Here is a 17,261-nt window from a genome sequence, read left to right as displayed (position 1 = left end):
ATCCGGGGAACGGGAAGGGGACGGGGACACGGGTGGAGCCTGAGTCGCTGCGAACTTAAGCCGGGCGCAGACCCTCCCGGATCCAGGTCTCGATCCGCTCGGCGAAGGCCTCCCTGGAGGCGTGGCGCTCCACCCAGCGGCGGCAGGCGGAGCGCTCCAGTCCCGCCGCGCCCCGAGCCGCCAGCGTCAGGGCGGCCACATCGTCGGGGGGCACCAGCACCCCGGTGACACCCGGCACGATCAGTTCGCCGGGGCCGCCACGGGCGTAGGCCACAACAGGCACGCCACAGGCCATCGCCTCGACCACCACATTGCCGTAGGCCTCGTTCCACTTCGGAGTGTTCAGCAGCAGCCGGCAGCGGCCCAGCTCCGCCTGCAGGGCGCTGGTGGGCAGGAAACCACGCCATTCGATGGTTCCTGAGGGCACCGAAGCCTCCACAGCGGCGGCGTAGGTCGGGTCCTCACGCACCCCCCAGACCAGCAGCCGCTCACCCAGGCTGGCCGCCACCGCCGCAGCGTCCTCCAACCCTTTCTCAGGCGCTATCCGGCCAGCCCAGCCGAGCAGGGGCTCGGGATCCGGCCGCTCGCGGAAGCTGTAGGCCGACAGGTCGAAGCCATTGCCCACCACCAGCGGCGGGGCGGGCAGGCGGAAGTCGCTGGCCTGGGCCCTGCTGTGAAAGGCCAGCCGGCGCTGGTCACTCAGGGCCACCGCCTCGATCACTTCATCCATCACCGTCGCCACCGAGCCCATGCTCACCAGATGGAACAGCGGCGTGGGCAGCAGGGGGGTGAGCCAGAAGGGCAGCCAGTCGTAGGCAAGATTCAACACCGCATCGAACTCCCCCTGGCGAGCATGCACCTGCTGCCAGAAGGCCGGCAGCAGACCGGCAGCGGGAATCTGAACGGGGGCGTCACGGAGCTGGTGCTGCCAGCTGGGCTGATCGACGCCGGCCGCCGTCCAGAGCCGGGCGGCCTGGCAGCTGCTGGAGAGCCGCGACCCCTCGGCGGCCAGCACCGTGAGCTGGTGACCACGGCCCAGCAGGCCGGCCACCAGGCTCTCGAGCGTGAGCTCCACGCCGCCGCCAGCTCCTGAGCCGAGCGTTCCCACCGGCGTGCTCACCACGAGCAGGCTCAAGGGGGCCGTCATGGCGACAGGCCAGGCGGTTCCGGTTCGGGCAGCGCCGGGCGCCAGAGCCGCTGGCGTTGGTTGATCAGCAGCACCGAGCCAAGCGCCAGGACCGAGCCGAACCACTGCAGCGGCCGCAGCCGTTCCTCCAGCAGCAGCAGGCCGCAGAGCAGGGCGAACACGGGCGTGAGAAAGGTCAGCGCAGTGAAGCCGGTGAGATCGCCGCGGCTGGCGAACCAGAAGAACAATCCGTAAGCCAGGGCGCTGCCCAGCAGGCTGGCATAGGCCATCAGCCCCCACTCCAGGGGGCTCCAGGCAGGCCAGAAGGGCGCCGCGGCGGGATTCAGCCGAGTGACGCCCAACGATCCGATCAGCAGGGGCACCCCACCGATCAGCATGTGCCAGCCGGTGACGGCCACCGGATCGCTGCCGCGACTGGCGTAGCGGCAGAGCACGGTGCCCACCGCCATGGCCACCGCCGCCCCCAGCATCCAGGTCTCGCCATGGCTCCAGGGATGCAATCCCAGGGCCTCCGGTCCATCCAGCCACCAGTGCCGCAGCAGCGGCGCCGGCAGGCCCAGGCAGGCGATGCCGGCCAGGCCCAGCAGCAGACCCGACCAGCCCACCGGATTGATGGCCTCACCAAAGAGGCTGCGGGCCAGCAGGGCCACCAGCAGGGGCTGGGAATCGATCAGCACCGAGCCCAGGCCCGCTCCGGTGCTCTCCAGACCCCGGGCCAGCAGCCCTTGAAACAGGGTGCCGTCCACCAGGGCGAACGCCAGCAACCAGAGGCGATCAGAGGCCGCCACCGCCAGGGAACGCCCCTGCAGCCGCGCCACCACCAGCACCGCCAGGGCTGCCGGCAGCAGGCGCATCCAGGCGATCGTGAGCGGGCCGGCTGACTCGAGCAGGGGTTTCATCGCCGCCATCGCCGTGCCCCAGAGGGCGAAGGGCAGCAGCATCAACAGCCATCGCAGCTGGGGCGTCATCGAAACGGTCGTCGGTGACCTTTTTAAGATCCAGCGACATCGATCTGCATCGCATGCCCTGGCCCTGGCGCCGCAAGTCCCGCAAGAGCATGGCGAGGATCGTGATTGAGGGGGCGATCGCCGGCCCGACCCGGGAGCGGGTGGTCAAAGCCCTCCGGCAAGTGGAGGACAGGGAATTCCCGGCGCTGCTGCTGCGCATCGACAGCCCCGGCGGCACCGTGGGCGACAGCCAGGAGATCCATGCGGCCATCGGTCGCCTGCGCAGCAAGGGCTGCCACGTGGTGGCCAGCTTCGGGAATATCTCCGCCTCCGGAGGCGTGTATGTGGGGGTGGCCGCCGAAAAGATCGTGGCCAACCCGGGCACGATCACGGGTTCGATCGGCGTGATCCTGCGCGGCAACAACATTTCGAAGCTGCTGGAGCGGATCGGCATCAGCTTCGAGACCGTCAAGAGCGGCCTGTACAAGGACATCCTCTCGCCTGACCGGGCCCTGACCGCCGACGAACGGGAGCTGCTGCAGGGTCTGATCGACTCCAGCTACGGCCAGTTCGTCGAGGCAGTGGCCCAGGGCCGCGGACTGAGCGACAGCGAGGTGCGCGGCTTCGCCGACGGACGGGTGTTCAGCGGTGCCCAGGCCATGGCGCTCGGGTTGATCGACGAACTCGGCGATGAGGAACACGCCAGGCGGCTGGCCGCTCGACTGGCTGGTCTGGATGAGGAGAAGACCCAGCCGGTGATGTTCGGCAAACCCCAGAAGCGGCTGGCAGGCCTGATCCCCGGCCGCAACCTGCTGGGAGGTCTGCAGCAGGCCCTCAGCCTGGAGCTGGCCTGGTGCGGTCAACCGCTGTGGCTCTGGCGGCCATGAGCGAGGCCCGGGAGTTGCGGGCGCTGAGGGGCGCCACGACCGCCACATCCAACACCACGGCCGCCATCGATGAGGCGGTGAGCGAACTGCTCGCCAGCCTGATCGACGGCAACGGCCTCAGTGGAGCGTGGGTTTTGTCGGTGACCTTTTCAGTGACCGCCGATCTGGACGCCGGGTTCCCGGCGGCCATCGCCCGGCGGCAGCCCGGCTGGGACGGAGTGGCGCTGCTCGACTGTCAGCAGATGGCCGTGGCGGGCGACCTGCCCCGCTGCATCCGCCTGCTGGCACACGCCTGGATGGAGCCGGGCCGGCAGCCCCTGCACCCTTACCTGAGGGAGGCGGCCCGGCTGCGGCCGGACAGATCCGGTCACAACTGACAGCTGCGCCGCTGCCCCCACGAGGGGCTGGGCCCGATGGCGCCGGCCGACAATCCAGATAACACCCGGGCCCGCTTGCGCTGGCCACCCCTGATCCGCTCTCCATGACCCTTCCGAACCTGCAACAAAGGCTGCGCCGGCTGACGGCCTCCCTGCCCAGGCGCACAGGCCTGCTGATGGCTGCCGCGGGCGTAGGCCTGGGGGCCGTGATGGCCGGCGCTGGCGCCGGAATCGCTCCGGTGGCAAGCCTGGCCCAGGGCACCCCCGGGCTGCTGGAGTTCCGCTGGGACAACAACAAGGACTACCGGCGGCTCTATTTCTTCATGACCGACACCTCGCGGCTGAAGCGATCGGATTACTACCTGATCCTGAGGCCAAAGGATCGCAAGACGGCCATGCTCAAGCTCACCATTTCGGTTCCCGATAACTTCGACGCAAAAATCGATCCCAAAGACATCAAGCTCTGCATGATGAAGGAAGGTGGGATGCTCTCCCGCACCCGCTGCAAGGAAACGATTCCTGCCGTTATTGAAGTGAATGCCAACGGCAAGTCAATCGAGATCTTCCCGGAACGGCCCGTGCCCGTTGATGGCACCATCGGAGTGTTCATGTCGATCTTCAATCCGTTCAACATCGGCATGTACCAGTTCAATGCTCTGGCCCAGGCACCTGGCGATGTGCCCTTCGGCGGCTACCTGGGCAGCTGGCTGATCCAGATCGATCCTGGGATCGATTGACCCCTGGCTGGTAAGTTGACCGATCGAGAACAGGCCAGACGCCGAGACGCACCATGACCAAGCGAACCCTGGAAGGAACGAGTCGCAAGCGCAAGCGGGTGTCGGGATTCCGCGTACGGATGCGTTCCCACACCGGCCGCCGCGTTATCCGCACCCGCCGTCGCCGCGGCCGTGCTCGCCTTGCCGTCTGAGGCCTGAAGGGAGCTTCCGCGCCCCATGGCCCTGCCCAGGGATCTGCGCCTGCGGGGCGACAAAGCCTTTGATCACCTCTACCGCAAGGGCCGCCGTTTTCACGGCACCTACCTGGTGCTTCGCTCCGTGGTCGGCGAGCCCTCGCTCCTGCGTGCCCCGCTGGGCCAGGTGCCGCTCCAGGGTTGCCGCTGCGCCGTCGTGGTGAGCACCAAAGTGAGTAAGCGCTCAGTACGGCGCAACCGGCTCAGGCGCCTGCTGCATGGCTGGCTGAACGAGCAATGCGGTCACTGGCCCGCCGACCCCAATGGCCTCTGGCTGCTGCTCAGCCTCAAGCCCGGCTGCGTTGAGGCCAGCCCCGAGGCCTTGCTGGGAGAATGTTCAGAGCTGTTCCGCAAGGCAGGCCTGAGTCGATGACCATCGAGGTGACCGAGACCACGTTCTACGAAGGGGGACCTGCTCGCGGAGATCTGCTGTTCAACCTGCTCTTCGGCCTCACCCTGATCGGCATCCCCTTCGCGGTCGGTGCGATCGTGCGGGCCCTCTGGCTGCGCTTCCGCATCACCAGCAGGCGGATTTCGGTCAGCGGTGGCTGGCTGGGCCGTGACCGGACCCAGGTGGTCTACAGCCAGGTGCGGGAGGTGCGCTCGGTGCCCCGGGGCTTCGGCGCCTGGGGCGACATGGTGCTGGTACTCAGCGACGGGGCCAAGCTCGAGATGCGCTCCATGCCCCGTTTCCGTGAAACCGAGGCTTACATCCTCGAGCAGATGGCCCTCCGTGGCGGTGCCAAGACCCCAGCCGACAACAAGGGATTCGCCGACTCCCAGGCGGCCAGTGCCTGACCCCCAGGACCAGTCAGCCAGTTCAAGCTCTCCGGACGGGATTTGCCCTCATCGGCGGCACTCCGATCGGCTGCTCGGGCACACTGTTCCAAACCCTCACCCTTCCGCCGCCTCCCCGCTGTGATCGGCTACATCTCCGACAACCTGCTGCTGCCCATCCTCGACTTTTTCTATGGGCTGGTGCCGAGTTACGGGCTGGCGATCATCGCCCTCACCGTGGTGATCCGGCTGGCCCTCTTCCCCCTGAGCGCAGGCTCGATCCGCAGTGCCCGGCGCATGCGCATCGCTCAGCCCGTGATGCAGAAGCGTCAGGCGGAGATCAAGAGCCGGTACGCCAGCAACCCCCAGAAACAACAGGAGGAACTGGGCAAGCTGATGAAGGAGTTCGGCAGCCCCCTGGCCGGCTGTCTGCCCCTGCTGGTGCAGATGCCGATCCTGTTCGCCCTGTTCGCCACCCTGCGCGGCTCACCCTTCGCCGATGTGCCCTACACCCTCAATCTGAAGGTTTTACCAGCAGATCAGATCGCTGCGGTGGAGATCAAACCGTTCAACAGTGCCAGTCACTCGATCTTCATCACCGAAACCAGCCATGTGCCCGTCGTTGCCAGCCTCGAGGCCGGCACCAAGCTGGGCATCGGCGACTCAGCCCAGGTCAACCTGCACACCAAGGACGGGCAACCCTTCAGCAGCGTGCTGGAGGGCGTGGAGAACGGTTCGAAGTACACCCCGGCCTGGCGGGTGAGCAAAGGCGAGGGCGTGGTGCGGGTCAGCGAGTCAGGCTTGATCGAGGCGATCGCCCCTGGTGATGCCACGGTGGAAGCAACGGTGCCCGGCCTGGCGGCCCGCAGTGGATTCCTGTTCATCAAGGCCCTTGGTCAGGTGGGCTTCTATACCGACGGCGCGATCAACTGGGACATCGCCATCCTGGTCGGGGCCTTCGGAGCCAGCCTGTTCATCTCCCAGATCCTCTCGGGGGCTGGGATGCCGCCGAATCCTCAGCAATCAACGGCCAACAAGATCACTCCGGTGATGATCACCGGCATGTTCCTGTTCTTCCCTCTGCCCGCGGGGGTTTTGCTCTATATGGTGGTCGCCAACATCTTCCAGGCCCTCCAGACCTTCCTGCTCAGCCGCGAGGCCCTGCCTGAGAACCTTCAGGACATCCTCGATCAACAGCTCGCCCAGCAGACGGTGGCGGTTGCCGCCAGCTCCGGTGGGTCTGAGAGACTGCCCTTTGAGCCCAAGGGCAAGAAGTGATGTCGCGGCGTCCCTCGCCGTTGCCTGAACCATCCCTGCTGCGGCCGGTGCCCCTGCAGGAGCTCCGCCTGCTGCAGGAACCACGTTTGTGGACTGTCGACCAGCAGCTGGAGGATCTCGATAGCCTCACGCCGGTGAGGGGTTGGTTGAGCGTCCGCCACGGCGAGCCCGTGCTGGAGGTGGAGGGGGAAGCCGAAACCATCGTCACCCTCTGCTGCGACCGCTGCCTGAGCACCTACAACCACACCCTGCACTTCCAGGGGGAGGAGCGACTCTGGCTCGGAGAGGCCGATCAACTCGGCGATGACCTCGACGCAAGCGAGCTGATCGAGGCTCTCGATCCCAGCGGCAGCTTCGATCCGGCCCGGTGGCTGTTTGAGCAACTCAGCCTTCAGCTGCCCCTGCGGAACGACTGCGGCCCGGGCTGCCCCGGACCGGACCTGCCAGAGCAACCTGAGACCAGACAGGAAGCATCCTCCACGGCCGGCGGGGGAGACCCCATCGATCCCCGCTGGTCGGCCCTGCGCCAGTGGCGATGAGCGAGGAGTGGGCCGACCAGCTTGATCTGCTGATACGTGCCCGTGCGCCGATCCTCTGGATCCGCAGCCCCGAGGAGGAGCGCATCGCCGCCCTGCTCCAGCGCGCCGCCCAGCGCCTTGGCCAGCGCACCTTGCTGCGCTGGGATTTCGTCGAGGGGCTCCAGGGGCTGCCTAACCGCGAGGGTGAGGCCACCCGCAATCCAATGGGAGCACTGGAGGCGATCGATAGCCTGCCCCCGGATCAGGCGGCGATCCTGCTGCTGCTCGATTTCCACCGCTATTGCGACGACCCCGGCATCGGCCGCCGGCTGCGCAACCTGGCCACCAGCCTGCGCCAGAAACCGCGCACCCTGGTGATCACCGCCCCGGAATGGCAGGTGCCCCGGGAATTGGAAGAGTGCCTCACGATCCTCGACCTGCCCCTGCCCGATGCCGCTGAGATCAGCTCTCTGCTGGAAAGCATCGCTCGGGCCTGCGGCCACCCCCTGAGCCCCGGTGTGCTCGAGCAGCTCACCCACTGCTGCAGCGGCCTGAGCGAACAGCGCATCCGTCAGGTGGCGGCGCGGGCCCTGGCTCGACGCGGCCAGCTGGGGGAGCCCGATCTGGCAGAGGTGCTGGAGGAGAAGCGCCAGGCAATCGCCCGCAGCGAGCTGCTGGAGTATTGCCCCACCGAGGCCAGCCCCGCCGACATCGGCGGGCTGGAGGCGCTCAAGCACTGGCTGGAGCAGCGGCGACTGGCCTTCAGCGATGAGGCCGCCGCCTATGGCCTGCCACTGCCACGGGGAGTGTTGCTGGTGGGTCCCCAGGGAACCGGCAAGTCACTGACCGCCAAGGCGATCGCCCATAGCTGGGCCATGCCGCTGCTGCGCCTGGATGTGGGGCGGCTGTTCGCCGGCCTGGTGGGCGCCAGCGAAGCCCGTACCCGCGACATGATTCGCCGCGCCGAAGCCATGGCACCCTGCGTGCTCTGGATCGACGAAATCGACAAGGGATTCGGCGGTGACAGCCGCAGCGATGGCGGCACCAGCCAGCGGGTGCTGGCCAGCCTGCTCACCTGGATGGCGGAGAAGCGCTCTGCGGTGTTCGTGGTGGCCACCGCCAACGGGGTGGAGAGCCTGCCGCCGGAGCTGATGCGCAAGGGTCGCTTCGATGAGATCTTCCTGCTGGATCTGCCCGATGCCGCCGAACGGCGCACGATTCTCGACCTGCAGCTGCGGCGTCGCCGCCCCGACCACCGCATTCCCCTCGAGGTGCTGGTGGACCGCACTGCGGGATTCTCCGGCGCCGAACTGGAGCAGACGGTGGTGGAGGCGATGCACCTGGCCTTTGCCGTGCACCGGGAATTCGGCGAGGCCGATCTGATCGCCGCCGCCAGTGACCTGGTTCCCCTCTCGCGCACGGCCCGCGAGCAGCTCGATGCGCTCAAGCAGTGGGCCAGCAGCGGCCGGGCCCGGCCTGCATCCCGCCTGCTGCGCTGAGGCACTCGCGGGCGATCAGGCCCTCCTCATCGGCGGGGACCCGCACCAGCTCAATGGGCCCGAGCCAGCCCAGGGACGACTCAAGATCCGCCAGCAGGGCTTGATCGTGCTCACCGATGCCGCCGCTGAGGGCGATCACATCCACACCACCCAGGTTTGCCGCCATCGCCCCGATGCCCTCCAGCAGGCTGTGGCGAAACACAGCAAGGGCGAGGCGGGCGCCGTCGTGGCCGTCGCTGGCGGCCTGGCGGAGCTGGCGCATGTCGGAGCTGAGACCACCGGAGAGCCCAAGCAGGCCACTCGCCCCCTGCAGCCCCTGCTCCAGTTGCTCTGGAGTAAGCCCTTGCCTCAGCAAATGCAGAAGCAGACCGGGATCGATCGAGCCGCTGCGGGTGGCCATCACCAGACCCTCCAGGGGCGTGTAACCCATGGTGGTGGCCACACTGCGCCCATCCCGGATGGCGCAGAGCGAGCAGCCGGCACCCAGGTGGCAACTGATCAGCCGCAATGGCCGAGTAGGGGACTGGCGCTTGTCAGACCAGCGACGGCTGACGGTTTCACTCACGTGCTGATGGTTGAGGCCGTGAAAACCGAAACGGCGCAGACCCAGCTCCCGCCAGGCCGCCGGCAGGGCATAGGTGCGGGCCTCCGGCGGCAGGGTGCTGTGGAAGGCCGTGTCAAAGCAGGCCCACTGGGGCAACAGGGGATTCCAGCGGCTCAGCCAGCGCATCACGGCCAGGGCAGGTCCGTTATGCAGCGGTGCCAAAGCGATCATGGCCTCCAGAGCATCCAGCACCGGGGAGCTCAAGAGGGTGGGGGCTGTGAAGCGCTCACCGCCATGGACCACCCGGTGGGCCGCCAACAGCGGTTCCCCATTCCAGGAATCCAGGGCCGCCGGCAGCCAGCCGTCGAGCACCTCCTCCATGGCGCCGGAGGCCGGCTGCCAGCTGCGTTGCTCGCGCCACTGGCAGCTGCCATCCGCCGCGAACAGCCCCGCCTTGAGACTGGAGCTGCCCGCGTTCAGCACCAGCACCGATTCCAGGGAGTTCATCCCTAGTGCGGGCTGGGCAAGGACCAACGCCAGCCGGTCACATCAGGAGAATCCATGCCGTGGGTGTGGGCATAGCGGCGGTGGCCGAGGATCGCTTCCTTCATCCGCTCCTTGACATGGGCGGCGCGAGAGCCGAGGCCAGGCACCCGGTCGATCACATCGATCACCAGATTGAAGCGGTCAATCTGGTTGTTCATCGCCAGCTCCAGCGGCGTGTTGATGTTGCCCTTCTCCTTGTAGCCGCGAACATGGATGTTGGAGTGGTTGGTGCGGCGGTAAGTGAGCCGGTGAATCAGCCACGGGTAGCCGTGGAAGTTGAAGATCACCGGTTTGTTTTTGGTGAACAGGCTGTCGAAATCCCGATCCGAGAGGCCATGGGGGTGCTCGCTCGGCTCGGTCAGGGCGAACAGCTTCACCACATTGAGCACACGGATTTTGAGCTGGGGAATCTCCCTCCGCAGGATCTCCACCGCCGCCAGCACCTCCTTGGTGGGGATGTCGCCGGCGCAGGCCATCACCACATCGGGTTCATCGGGTTCATCTCCTTGGTCGTCGTTGCTGGCCCAGCCCCAGAGACCGATGCCCTTGGCCACGTGACTGCGGGCCTCCTCGAGGGTGAGGTACTGGAGATGCTTCTGCTTGTCGGAAACGATGATGTTGCAGACGTTCGTTTCCACCAGCGCTTCCTCCGCCACCGCCAGGAGGCAATTGGCGTCGGCTGGCAGATAGACCCGCACCACCTCACCGCTCTTGTTACCGGCCAGGTCGATGAAGCCAGGGTCCTGGTGGGTGAAGCCGTTGTGATCCTGGCGCCAGACGGTGGAGGAGATCAGGCAATTCCAGGGGCCGATGGGTGCCCGCCAGGGGGCGTGGTGGATGCAGGATTCCAACCACTTGGCGTGCTGGTTGAACATCGAGGCGATCACATGAGCAAAGGCCTCATAGGTGTGGAAGAAGCCGTAGCGCCCGGTGAGCAGGTAGCCCTCCATCATTCCGACCAGGGTGTGCTCGGAGAGCATCTCCACCACCCGGCCGTCCCGGGCCAGTTCACTGCCATTGAGGTCTTCGGGCAGGAACTCCTCCATCCAGACCTTCTTGCTGACCTCATAAATGGCCTGCAGCCGGTTGGAGGCGGTTTCATCAGGGCCGAACACCCGCAGGGAGTCGGGGTTGCGCACGATGGTGTCGCGCAGCAGGGCCCCCAGGGGTGCGGTGTTCTCGTGCTCACTCTGGCCTGGCCGCTCGACGTGCACGGCATGGTCCTCGATCGGTGCCAGCCGCAGGCTGCGGCGCAACCGGCCGCCATTGGCGTGAGGGCTTGAGCCCATCCGCCGCGCGCCCGTCGGGGAGAGGGCCTGCAGCTCGGGCCTGAGGGTGCCCTCGGCGTCGAAGAGCTCCTCGGGACGGTAGCTGCGCAGCCAGTCCTGGAGCAGGGTCAGTTGCTGGGGATCCTTGTTCGGTGCCGGCAGGGGCACCTGGTGGGCACGCCAGAAGTTCTCCAGCTTCTTGCCGTTGAGCTCCTTGGGACCTGTCCAACCCTTGGGGGAGCGCAGCACGATCATCGGCCAGGCAGGCCGTACGGCCTCGCCGCTCTGGCGGCACTCCTGACGCACCCGCTGGATGGTGGCGATGGCCTGGTCCATGGCGGCGGCCATGGCGCGGTGCATCTCCGCCGGCTCGCTCCCTTCCACAAGGATCGGATCCCAGCCATAGCCACGCATCAGGTTCACCAGCTCCTCCCTGGGGATGCGAGCCAAGAGGGTGGGGTTGGCGATCTTGTAGCCGTTGAGGTGCAGCACCGGCAGCACGGCGCCGTCGCTGATCGGGTTGAGGAACTTGTTGATGTGCCAGGAGGTGGCCAGCGGGCCGGTCTCGGCTTCGCCATCCCCCACGCATGCCAGAGCGATCAGATCGGGGTTGTCGAAAACGGCGCCGCAGGCATGGGAGAGCACGTAGCCGAGTTCACCGCCCTCATGGATCGAACCCGGAGTTTCGGGGGTGCAGTGGGAGCCGATGTGGCCCGGGAACGAGAACTGCTTGAAGAACCGCTTCATCCCTCCAGCATCCTGCGACTTGTCGGGATAGACTTCGCTGTAGCTGCCATCGAGGTAGGTGGGGCCAAGCACGCCGGGGGCTCCATGCCCAGGCCCCGACAGGTAGATCATCTCCAGATCGTGGTGGCGGATCACCCGGTTGGCATGGGCCCAGATGAACGCCTGGCCAGGGCTTGATCCCCAGTGCCCCAGCAGACGGGTCTTGATGTGCTCAGGCCGGAGCGGCTCGGCCAGCAGGGGGTTCTCCCGCAGATAGATCATCCCCACCGCCAGATAGTTGGCGGCACGCCACCAGGCATCAAGGAGCTGGAGCTCCTGCTCGTGATCCATACCCATGCCTGATGCCCATCACCTGTTCAGTGCAGGCTCACACGAGCCTTCGGCTTTGCCAACGTGAGGTGTATTGACCCTGACAGCAGCGAGTCAGCTCAGCGACGACAGGCCAAAGCCTGGCCCAGGGTTGATCTCATTCCCAGTCGAAGGTGAGCAGGCGCCGACCCGGGACAAGGGCACGGGCCTCTTCAAGCACTGCCTGGATCACCTCCAGACTGGCATTGGGATGAAGGCGCAGGCCTTCAACGATGTGGCGGACATCGTCGCTGGTGAGGCCGACGCTGAGCACCCGTTCGTTCAGTTTCTGGCGAAATTCCTGCAACAGCGCCTGCTCCTCGGAAGTGAGGGGTTGGCGGTCGGGATGGTTGATCTCCATGGGCCCTCGGCGGGTCTCACCATGGCAAGCATGCCCAACACCCCCGAGAACGCCACCATCCGTCAGCGAACCTGGTTGATCCCGCGGCGCCCGGACGATTTCGCCCTGTTACGAAGCCCAACCCCCGGTAACGAAACCCCTGATCCCCGCTGGTGCCTTCGAAAGGGCTCCCTACGTTGCTCATCAGTTGTGCCCTGTCCTGTGGATCGTCCCTCAACCGCCACCCAGATCGTCGTCGCCTGCCTTGGGGCTGGTGTCGTCACCAGCTTCGCCGTGGCCCAGGGACAGAATCCCCTCACCGCCCTCGGCATCACCCTCTTCTCCGCCGTAGCAGCGGTGATGGTGGGCCAGGTGCTCTGACAGGCACAGATTTCGTCAAAGCACCAAGCATTCAATAGCCCTCTCGGAACTCCGGGCGGGCTTCACAGTGGGATGGGGCAAACCATCCTCGCGGCCTGCTGAGGCCATCGCCGTTGGTGTCGAATTGCTTGAGCCGCTCCGTGAGGAATCAGTCAGCCCCAGACCCGTCGATGGAAAACATCGTGGCAATCGCTGCAACCCGTTTCCATCCGCTCCTGACGAATCTGCAATAACGAATCTGCAATCTGGAGTGGCCATTTTAGGCCCATGAGCCGACCACAGAGGCAAGCGTGAGAGTCGCAGCAGTCCACCGACCCAGAAACAGTTCATTCGCGCAGAATCTGTTCAGCCAGGCAGGCGGCCTGCGCCAGGGACTACTCCCCTATGGTGGAGGATCTCCGCAGGTTGATCATGCGGCTCCCGAGAGCTCGATGTCTGAACTTGCTGTTCAGTCTCATGGTCAGCATCTTTCTGCTTGGCTCGATGGATCTCAGCTTCGGTCAACAGATTGAGGGAGGAGCCCCATTCTTAAATGACTCCTGCTCATTAACTTTGCCTCCAGAAAGCACGGAGGAACTACAGGAATCAATGCCGGAGTTGCAGCTCTTTCCACCTCAGAACCCTTCCCAGGCTCTGCCTTCTCTCGGCGAAGTCCTTGGGTCTCCTTAGCTCTGAGAACAAGACCCCTCTGCCTCTGCTTCGTTCAGGGTGCTTGATCCACACTCAGCCGTTCAGGACCCTCACACTCAAGGACGTCATTGTTTTCACTGCGGCGAGACAATGCGGGCGTGGACGATGCCCAGAGCGACTGGCGCAACGACATCAACGAAGAACTTCTGCTTCGGCAGTTGATCAGCCAGATGGGACCCCTGGCCGTGAGCTGACTGATCAGGCGTCCTGTTCCGGCTGCGATGCTTTCAGCCCATCACCTCCGACCTGTGACGAGCGACCACAATCCAGCCCGGCAGGCCTTCGGCCCAGCGCAGCTGCGAGAGCTGATGCCCGCCCTGGCCAACAAGACTTACTTCAACTACGGAGGCCAGGGGCCGCTGCCCACGCCCTCGCTGCAGGCGATCACCGCCAGCTGGGAGCGGATCCAGGAGCTGGGGCCCTTCACCTCTGACATCTGGCCCTGGCTGGAGCAGGCGACAGGGGGGCTGCGGGGTGCGCTGGCCGCGCTCTGCGGGGTGCCGCCCGAGCGCCTGGCCCTCACCGAGAACGTCACCAGTGGCTGTGTGCTGCCCCTGTGGGGCTTGCCCTGGCAGGCGGGCGATGAGCTGCTGATCAGCGATTGTGAGCATCCGGGCGTTGTGGCCGCCTGCCGTGAGCTCGCCCGCCGCGAAAAGCTGACGATCTCCACCCTGCCGGTGAAGGCCCTGCGGGGCGAGCTGACCAGCAGCAATGCCTCCGTGCTGGAGGCCCTGGAGAACAGCCTCACACCAACCACACGCCTGGTGGTGCTCTCCCACCTGCTCTGGAACACCGGTCAGTTGATGCCGATTGCGGCTGTGGCCCAGCGGCTGGGGGAGCACCCGCGTCGGCCCTGGCTGCTGGTGGATGCGGCCCAGTCGGTGGGCAGCTTGCCGCTGGCCGAGCTCGGGGCTGAAGCCTTCGGCGCTGGTGCGGCATCCGTGGCTGACATCTACGCCTTCACTGGCCACAAGTGGTGCTGTGGCCCCGAGGGGCTGGGCGGTGTGGCGCTCTCGGAACGCCTGCTCAACGAGTCGCAGCCCACAATGGGCGGCTGGCGCAGCCTCGCCAACGAAAACATTGCCGGGGGCAGCGACGCCAGCAGTGCCTGGCACCTCGATGCCCGGCGCTTCGAAGTGGCCACCTCCTGCGCTCCGCTGCTGGCGGGCCTGACACGGTCCCTGGAGCTGCTGGAGGCGGTGGCGCCGGCGCCGCAACGGCTGGAGCTGATCCAGGAGCGCAGCAACCGGCTCTGGCAGGAGCTTGGCCAGCTGCCGGGGGTGCACCCCCTTCTGGACGTGCCGCCACCGGCGGGACTGGTGAGCTTTACGGTGAATGGGCCCACGCCGGAGGCGCTGGTGCAGAGCCTGGGGGCACGGCGCATCTGGCTGCGCAGCCTCGACGACCCCCACTGCGTGCGCGCCTGCACCCACATCACCACCACCGACGCCGAGCTGGATCAGCTGGTTACCGCGCTTGCAGAGCTGATCCCACAACCGTGATTGAACAAAAAAAGGGGCCGAAGCCCCTGAATGTTGATTGGATAGCTCCTGATTGGATTGCTCAGGCGTGACCGTGGTAAATGCCAGGCCCAGCGGAGTGCCGGGTCGGCAGGGATTCAGGCCTCGTCGCTGAGCAAGTTGGTGTACACCCATCCGGCGATCAGGGCCCCGACGATCGGCGCCAACCAGAACAGCCAAAGCTGGCCCATGGCGTCGCCGCCCACCCACAGCGCCACACCGGTGCTGCGCGCAGGGTTCACCGAGGTGTTGGTGACGGGGATGCTGATCAGGTGGATCAGGGTGAGCGCCAGGCCGATGGGTACACCGGCGAAGCCGCCTGGGGCGAGCTTGTCGGTGGCACCGAGGATCACCAGCAGGAAGAAGAAGGTGAGCACCACCTCGATCACCAGAGCAGCCCAGAAGCCATAGCCACCGGGGGAGTTGGCACCGAAGCCGTTGGTGGCCAGGGCATTGGCCCCCTCGATCACGAAGCCGGGGCGGCCGCTGGCCACCAGCTTGATCACCCCTCCGGCGATCACGCCGCCGATCACCTGGGCCACGATGTAGGGGAGGAGTTCTCCACCCTTGAAGCGTCCACCGGCCCAGAGCCCGAAGCTCACCGCCGGATTGATGTGACAGCCGGAGATATGTCCGATGGCATACACCATCGTCAGCAGGGTGAGACCGAAGGCGAGGGAAACCCCGAGAAAGCCCAGACCCAGGGGGTTGGCAGCGGCATTGTCATAGGGGAAGTTGGCGGCCAGAACGGCACTGCCGCAACCACCCAGAACGAGCCAGAAGGTGCCGATCAGTTCGGCGAGGAACTTCCTCGACATGGGCACAGGCGAAGCCATAGGAAGGCGGAACGAAGAGCTGAAACCTGGCCAAGGTACGGGGCAGGACGCCTGGTGGGATCCCTGAGCGGCCACTTCCAGGTGCTGCTCTTCACTTCCCTCCCCTCAGCCCAGCCTGGAGCGCAGGGCCTTTTCCGCCTCTTCCCGGTCGTCGAAGTGGATCTTGGTGGTGCCCAGGATCTGGTAATCCTCATGGCCCTTGCCCGCGATCAGCACCAGATCGGCCGGGCCAGCTGCAGCGATGGCCGCCTCGATCGCCGCGGCCCGATCCACCTCCACCAGCAGCTCGGTACCGGCCGGAATGCCCGCCACCACGTCGTCAAGGATGCGCTGGGGATCCTCGGTGCGGGGGTTGTCGGAGGTCACCACCACCCGGTCGGCCAGCCGCGCGGCGATCGCGGCCATCTGGGGGCGCTTGCCCCGGTCGCGGTCGCCGCCGCAGCCGAACACACAGACCAGCTCGCCCTGGGCGAAAGGCCGGCAGGCCGCCAGGGCATTCTCCAGACCATCGGGAGTGTGGGCGTAGTCGACCAGCACCGCTGGCAGCTCAGCGGCCTCTGGGAGCACCACCCGCTCCATCCGTCCGGGCACGCCCCGGAAACTGGGGATCGCCTCCAGCAGCTGATCCAGAGGCAATCCCTGCTGCTGCAGCACCCCTACCGCCTGAAGCAGGTTCATCAGGTTGAAGCGGCCCACCAGGGGGGAGCGGAATGTCCCGCGCCCCAGGGGCGTGATCAGGCTGCCGCTCACCCCATCGGCCGCGAAGACCAGGTCTTCAAGCCGTAGCTCGGCCAGATCCTCAGGGCGCACTCCAGCACCAGGCGCAGCAAGGGAACTGCGCCAGAGACCCTCCCCAAGCGGCCCCGAGAGCCGCTCGGCCAGCCGCGCGCCCCAGGGGTCATCGATATTGACCACCGCCGTGCCATCCAGGCGCTCCGGCGAGAACAGACGCGCCTTCGCCTCGAAGTAGGCCTGCATCGAGGGGTGGTAGTCGAGGTGGTCCTGGGTGAGGTTGGTGAACACTGCACCGGCGAAATGGCAGCCGGCCACCCGGAGCTGGTCGAGGGCGTGGGAGCTCACCTCCATGGCAGCCAGCTGGGCACCGGCCTCCACAGCACTGGCCAGCTGGCCCTGCAGCACATCGGCGAAGGCTGTGGTGTGCGACGCCGTGACGCTGTGACCCGGCCAGCGGTTGATCAAGGTGCCGAACAGGGCCGTCGCCTGGCCGCAGCCGGCACTGAGGTGCTCGATCAAGTAGGTGGTGGTGGTCTTGCCGTTGGTGCCGGTGACACCGATCAGTACCAGCCGCCGGCTGGGGTCGTGCCAGAACGAAGCCGCCAGCCGGCCGGCCCATTCCGCCACCGGCTCCTGCAGAACCAGCACAGGATCGGTTGGGCCCGGGGGGCACTGGGCCGCCGCCGCCGGCCCGATCAACGCCGCCACTGCTCCCTGCTTCAGCGCTGCTGGCCAGAAGCTGCCCCCATCCACCTGCCCCCCCGGCAGACCGATGAACAGCGTGCCGGCCGCGACGCTGCGGGAATCACAGCTCAAGCCGGTGACAACGGCATCAGGCAGCTGGGCAGGAATCGCCACAGCACAGTCCTGAAGGAGGGAATGGAGCAGCTGGGGCATCAGGAGGTC

Annotated in this window: 18 protein-coding genes; 11 read left to right on the top strand and 7 right to left on the bottom strand. The window is 66.5% G+C overall.

Going from position 1 to position 17,261, the window contains the following annotated elements:
- Window positions 1-55: 55 nt before the first annotated feature.
- Both KBY77_RS03180 and KBY77_RS03175 read right to left on the bottom strand, forming a co-directional pair.
- Window positions 56-1,147 (bottom strand): glycosyltransferase, encoded by a 1,092-nt coding sequence (locus KBY77_RS03180; RefSeq protein WP_255102151.1) that lies wholly within the window; start codon window positions 1,145-1,147, stop codon window positions 56-58.
- Window positions 1,144-2,115 carry a DMT family transporter gene (locus KBY77_RS03175; protein ID WP_255102150.1) on the bottom strand — a complete coding sequence of 324 codons (972 nt, stop codon included), beginning with the start codon at window positions 2,113-2,115 and terminating at the stop codon, window positions 1,144-1,146. The genes KBY77_RS03180 and KBY77_RS03175 overlap by 4 nt, the downstream gene beginning before the upstream one ends.
- Window positions 2,116-2,168: 53 nt before the next feature.
- Here KBY77_RS03175 and sppA point away from each other — a divergent pair, with 53 nt between their 5' ends.
- From sppA to KBY77_RS03130, 9 genes are all read left to right on the top strand, one after another.
- Complete coding sequence (sppA, locus tag KBY77_RS03170; RefSeq protein WP_255102149.1) at window positions 2,169-2,981, top strand: signal peptide peptidase SppA; 813 nt, start codon at window positions 2,169-2,171, stop codon at window positions 2,979-2,981.
- Window positions 2,978-3,358 carry a chorismate mutase gene (gene aroH / locus KBY77_RS03165; protein ID WP_255102444.1) on the top strand — a complete coding sequence of 127 codons (381 nt, stop codon included), beginning with the start codon at window positions 2,978-2,980 and terminating at the stop codon, window positions 3,356-3,358. The genes sppA and aroH overlap by 4 nt, the downstream gene beginning before the upstream one ends.
- 104 nt (window positions 3,359-3,462) lie before the next feature.
- Complete coding sequence (locus KBY77_RS03160) at window positions 3,463-4,095, top strand: DUF2808 domain-containing protein (protein WP_255102148.1); 633 nt, start codon at window positions 3,463-3,465, stop codon at window positions 4,093-4,095.
- 53 nt (window positions 4,096-4,148) lie between these two features.
- Complete coding sequence (rpmH, locus tag KBY77_RS03155) at window positions 4,149-4,286, top strand: 50S ribosomal protein L34 (RefSeq protein WP_006170261.1); 138 nt, start codon at window positions 4,149-4,151, stop codon at window positions 4,284-4,286.
- A 25-nt stretch (window positions 4,287-4,311) separates the two neighbouring features.
- The gene (locus tag KBY77_RS03150; RefSeq protein ID WP_255102147.1) at window positions 4,312-4,701 is read left to right on the top strand and encodes a ribonuclease P protein component; all 390 of its coding nucleotides are present in this window, start codon (window positions 4,312-4,314) and stop codon (window positions 4,699-4,701) included.
- Window positions 4,698-5,126, top strand: coding sequence for a PH domain-containing protein (locus KBY77_RS03145; RefSeq protein ID WP_255102146.1), 429 nt, complete (start codon window positions 4,698-4,700; stop codon window positions 5,124-5,126). The genes KBY77_RS03150 and KBY77_RS03145 overlap by 4 nt, the downstream gene beginning before the upstream one ends.
- A 120-nt stretch (window positions 5,127-5,246) precedes the next feature.
- Window positions 5,247-6,383, top strand: a complete 1,137-nt coding sequence (gene yidC / locus KBY77_RS03140) for a membrane protein insertase YidC (RefSeq protein WP_255102145.1) — start codon at window positions 5,247-5,249, stop codon at window positions 6,381-6,383.
- Window positions 6,383-6,922 (top strand): DUF177 domain-containing protein, encoded by a 540-nt coding sequence (locus KBY77_RS03135; RefSeq protein ID WP_255102144.1) that lies wholly within the window; start codon window positions 6,383-6,385, stop codon window positions 6,920-6,922. Before yidC ends, KBY77_RS03135 begins: the two co-directional genes overlap by 1 nt.
- Window positions 6,919-8,400, top strand: coding sequence for an AAA family ATPase (locus KBY77_RS03130; protein WP_255102143.1), 1,482 nt, complete (start codon window positions 6,919-6,921; stop codon window positions 8,398-8,400). Before KBY77_RS03135 ends, KBY77_RS03130 begins: the two co-directional genes overlap by 4 nt.
- Here KBY77_RS03130 and KBY77_RS03125 read toward each other — a convergent pair.
- From KBY77_RS03125 to KBY77_RS03115, 3 genes are all read right to left on the bottom strand, one after another.
- Window positions 8,345-9,451 (bottom strand): acetate/propionate family kinase, encoded by a 1,107-nt coding sequence (locus KBY77_RS03125; RefSeq protein ID WP_255102142.1) that lies wholly within the window; start codon window positions 9,449-9,451, stop codon window positions 8,345-8,347. The two genes, KBY77_RS03130 and KBY77_RS03125, sit on opposite strands and share 56 nt — an antisense overlap.
- A gap of 2 nt (window positions 9,452-9,453) precedes the next feature.
- A complete protein-coding gene (locus tag KBY77_RS03120) occupies window positions 9,454-11,841 on the bottom strand; it encodes a phosphoketolase (protein WP_255102141.1) in 2,388 nt (795 codons plus the stop codon).
- Window positions 11,842-11,971: 130 nt separating this feature from the next.
- Complete coding sequence (locus KBY77_RS03115) at window positions 11,972-12,214, bottom strand: hypothetical protein (RefSeq protein ID WP_255102140.1); 243 nt, start codon at window positions 12,212-12,214, stop codon at window positions 11,972-11,974.
- A 201-nt stretch (window positions 12,215-12,415) separates the two neighbouring features.
- On the opposite strand from KBY77_RS03115, the gene KBY77_RS03110 reads away from it, so the two are divergent.
- Both KBY77_RS03110 and KBY77_RS03105 read left to right on the top strand, forming a co-directional pair.
- On the top strand, window positions 12,416-12,574 hold the full coding sequence (locus tag KBY77_RS03110; RefSeq protein WP_255093049.1) for a hypothetical protein: 159 nt from the start codon (window positions 12,416-12,418) through the stop codon (window positions 12,572-12,574).
- A gap of 998 nt (window positions 12,575-13,572) precedes the next feature.
- Window positions 13,573-14,766 carry an aminotransferase class V-fold PLP-dependent enzyme gene (locus tag KBY77_RS03105; RefSeq protein ID WP_255102443.1) on the top strand — a complete coding sequence of 398 codons (1,194 nt, stop codon included), beginning with the start codon at window positions 13,573-13,575 and terminating at the stop codon, window positions 14,764-14,766.
- A 116-nt stretch (window positions 14,767-14,882) separates the two neighbouring features.
- On the opposite strand, the gene aqpZ is transcribed toward KBY77_RS03105, so the two are convergent.
- Together aqpZ and KBY77_RS03095 are read right to left on the bottom strand one after the other, a co-directional pair.
- Window positions 14,883-15,602: an aquaporin Z gene (gene aqpZ / locus KBY77_RS03100; protein ID WP_255102139.1), complete on the bottom strand. Its 720-nt coding sequence runs from the start codon at window positions 15,600-15,602 to the stop codon at window positions 14,883-14,885.
- Between the two features lie 123 nt (window positions 15,603-15,725).
- Complete coding sequence (locus KBY77_RS03095; protein ID WP_255102138.1) at window positions 15,726-17,252, bottom strand: UDP-N-acetylmuramoyl-L-alanyl-D-glutamate--2,6-diaminopimelate ligase; 1,527 nt, start codon at window positions 17,250-17,252, stop codon at window positions 15,726-15,728.
- Window positions 17,253-17,261: the final 9 nt, after the last annotated feature.

Source organism: Synechococcus sp. Cruz-7E5 (assembly GCF_024345995.1).
Lineage (GTDB): Bacteria > Cyanobacteriota > Cyanobacteriia > PCC-6307 > Cyanobiaceae > Regnicoccus_A.
The sequence above is the reverse complement of the archived record's forward strand: the minus strand, read 5'-3'. Positions and strand labels throughout refer to the sequence as shown.

Bases quoted from the DNA above. Each gene is read 5' to 3' on its own strand.
- rpmH (WP_006170261.1), top strand. From the start codon at position 4,149: ATGACCAAGCGAACCCTGGAAGGAACGAGTCGCAAGCGCAAGCGGGTG.
- KBY77_RS03105 (WP_255102443.1), top strand. From the start codon at position 13,573: ATGCCCGCCCTGGCCAACAAGACTTACTTCAACTACGGAGGCCAGGGG.
- KBY77_RS03145 (WP_255102146.1), top strand. From the start codon at position 4,698: ATGACCATCGAGGTGACCGAGACCACGTTCTACGAAGGGGGACCTGCT.
- KBY77_RS03180 (WP_255102151.1), bottom strand. From the start codon at position 1,147: ATGACGGCCCCCTTGAGCCTGCTCGTGGTGAGCACGCCGGTGGGAACG.
- aqpZ (WP_255102139.1), bottom strand. From the start codon at position 15,602: ATGTCGAGGAAGTTCCTCGCCGAACTGATCGGCACCTTCTGGCTCGTT.
- KBY77_RS03175 (WP_255102150.1), bottom strand. From the start codon at position 2,115: ATGACGCCCCAGCTGCGATGGCTGTTGATGCTGCTGCCCTTCGCCCTC.
- KBY77_RS03115 (WP_255102140.1), bottom strand. From the start codon at position 12,214: ATGGAGATCAACCATCCCGACCGCCAACCCCTCACTTCCGAGGAGCAG.
- KBY77_RS03130 (WP_255102143.1), top strand. From the start codon at position 6,919: ATGAGCGAGGAGTGGGCCGACCAGCTTGATCTGCTGATACGTGCCCGT.
- aroH (WP_255102444.1), top strand. From the start codon at position 2,978: ATGAGCGAGGCCCGGGAGTTGCGGGCGCTGAGGGGCGCCACGACCGCC.
- KBY77_RS03125 (WP_255102142.1), bottom strand. From the start codon at position 9,451: ATGAACTCCCTGGAATCGGTGCTGGTGCTGAACGCGGGCAGCTCCAGT.
- KBY77_RS03135 (WP_255102144.1), top strand. From the start codon at position 6,383: ATGTCGCGGCGTCCCTCGCCGTTGCCTGAACCATCCCTGCTGCGGCCG.
- KBY77_RS03160 (WP_255102148.1), top strand. From the start codon at position 3,463: ATGACCCTTCCGAACCTGCAACAAAGGCTGCGCCGGCTGACGGCCTCC.
- sppA (WP_255102149.1), top strand. From the start codon at position 2,169: ATGCCCTGGCCCTGGCGCCGCAAGTCCCGCAAGAGCATGGCGAGGATC.
- KBY77_RS03150 (WP_255102147.1), top strand. From the start codon at position 4,312: ATGGCCCTGCCCAGGGATCTGCGCCTGCGGGGCGACAAAGCCTTTGAT.
- KBY77_RS03095 (WP_255102138.1), bottom strand. From the start codon at position 17,252: ATGCCCCAGCTGCTCCATTCCCTCCTTCAGGACTGTGCTGTGGCGATT.
- KBY77_RS03120 (WP_255102141.1), bottom strand. From the start codon at position 11,841: ATGGGTATGGATCACGAGCAGGAGCTCCAGCTCCTTGATGCCTGGTGG.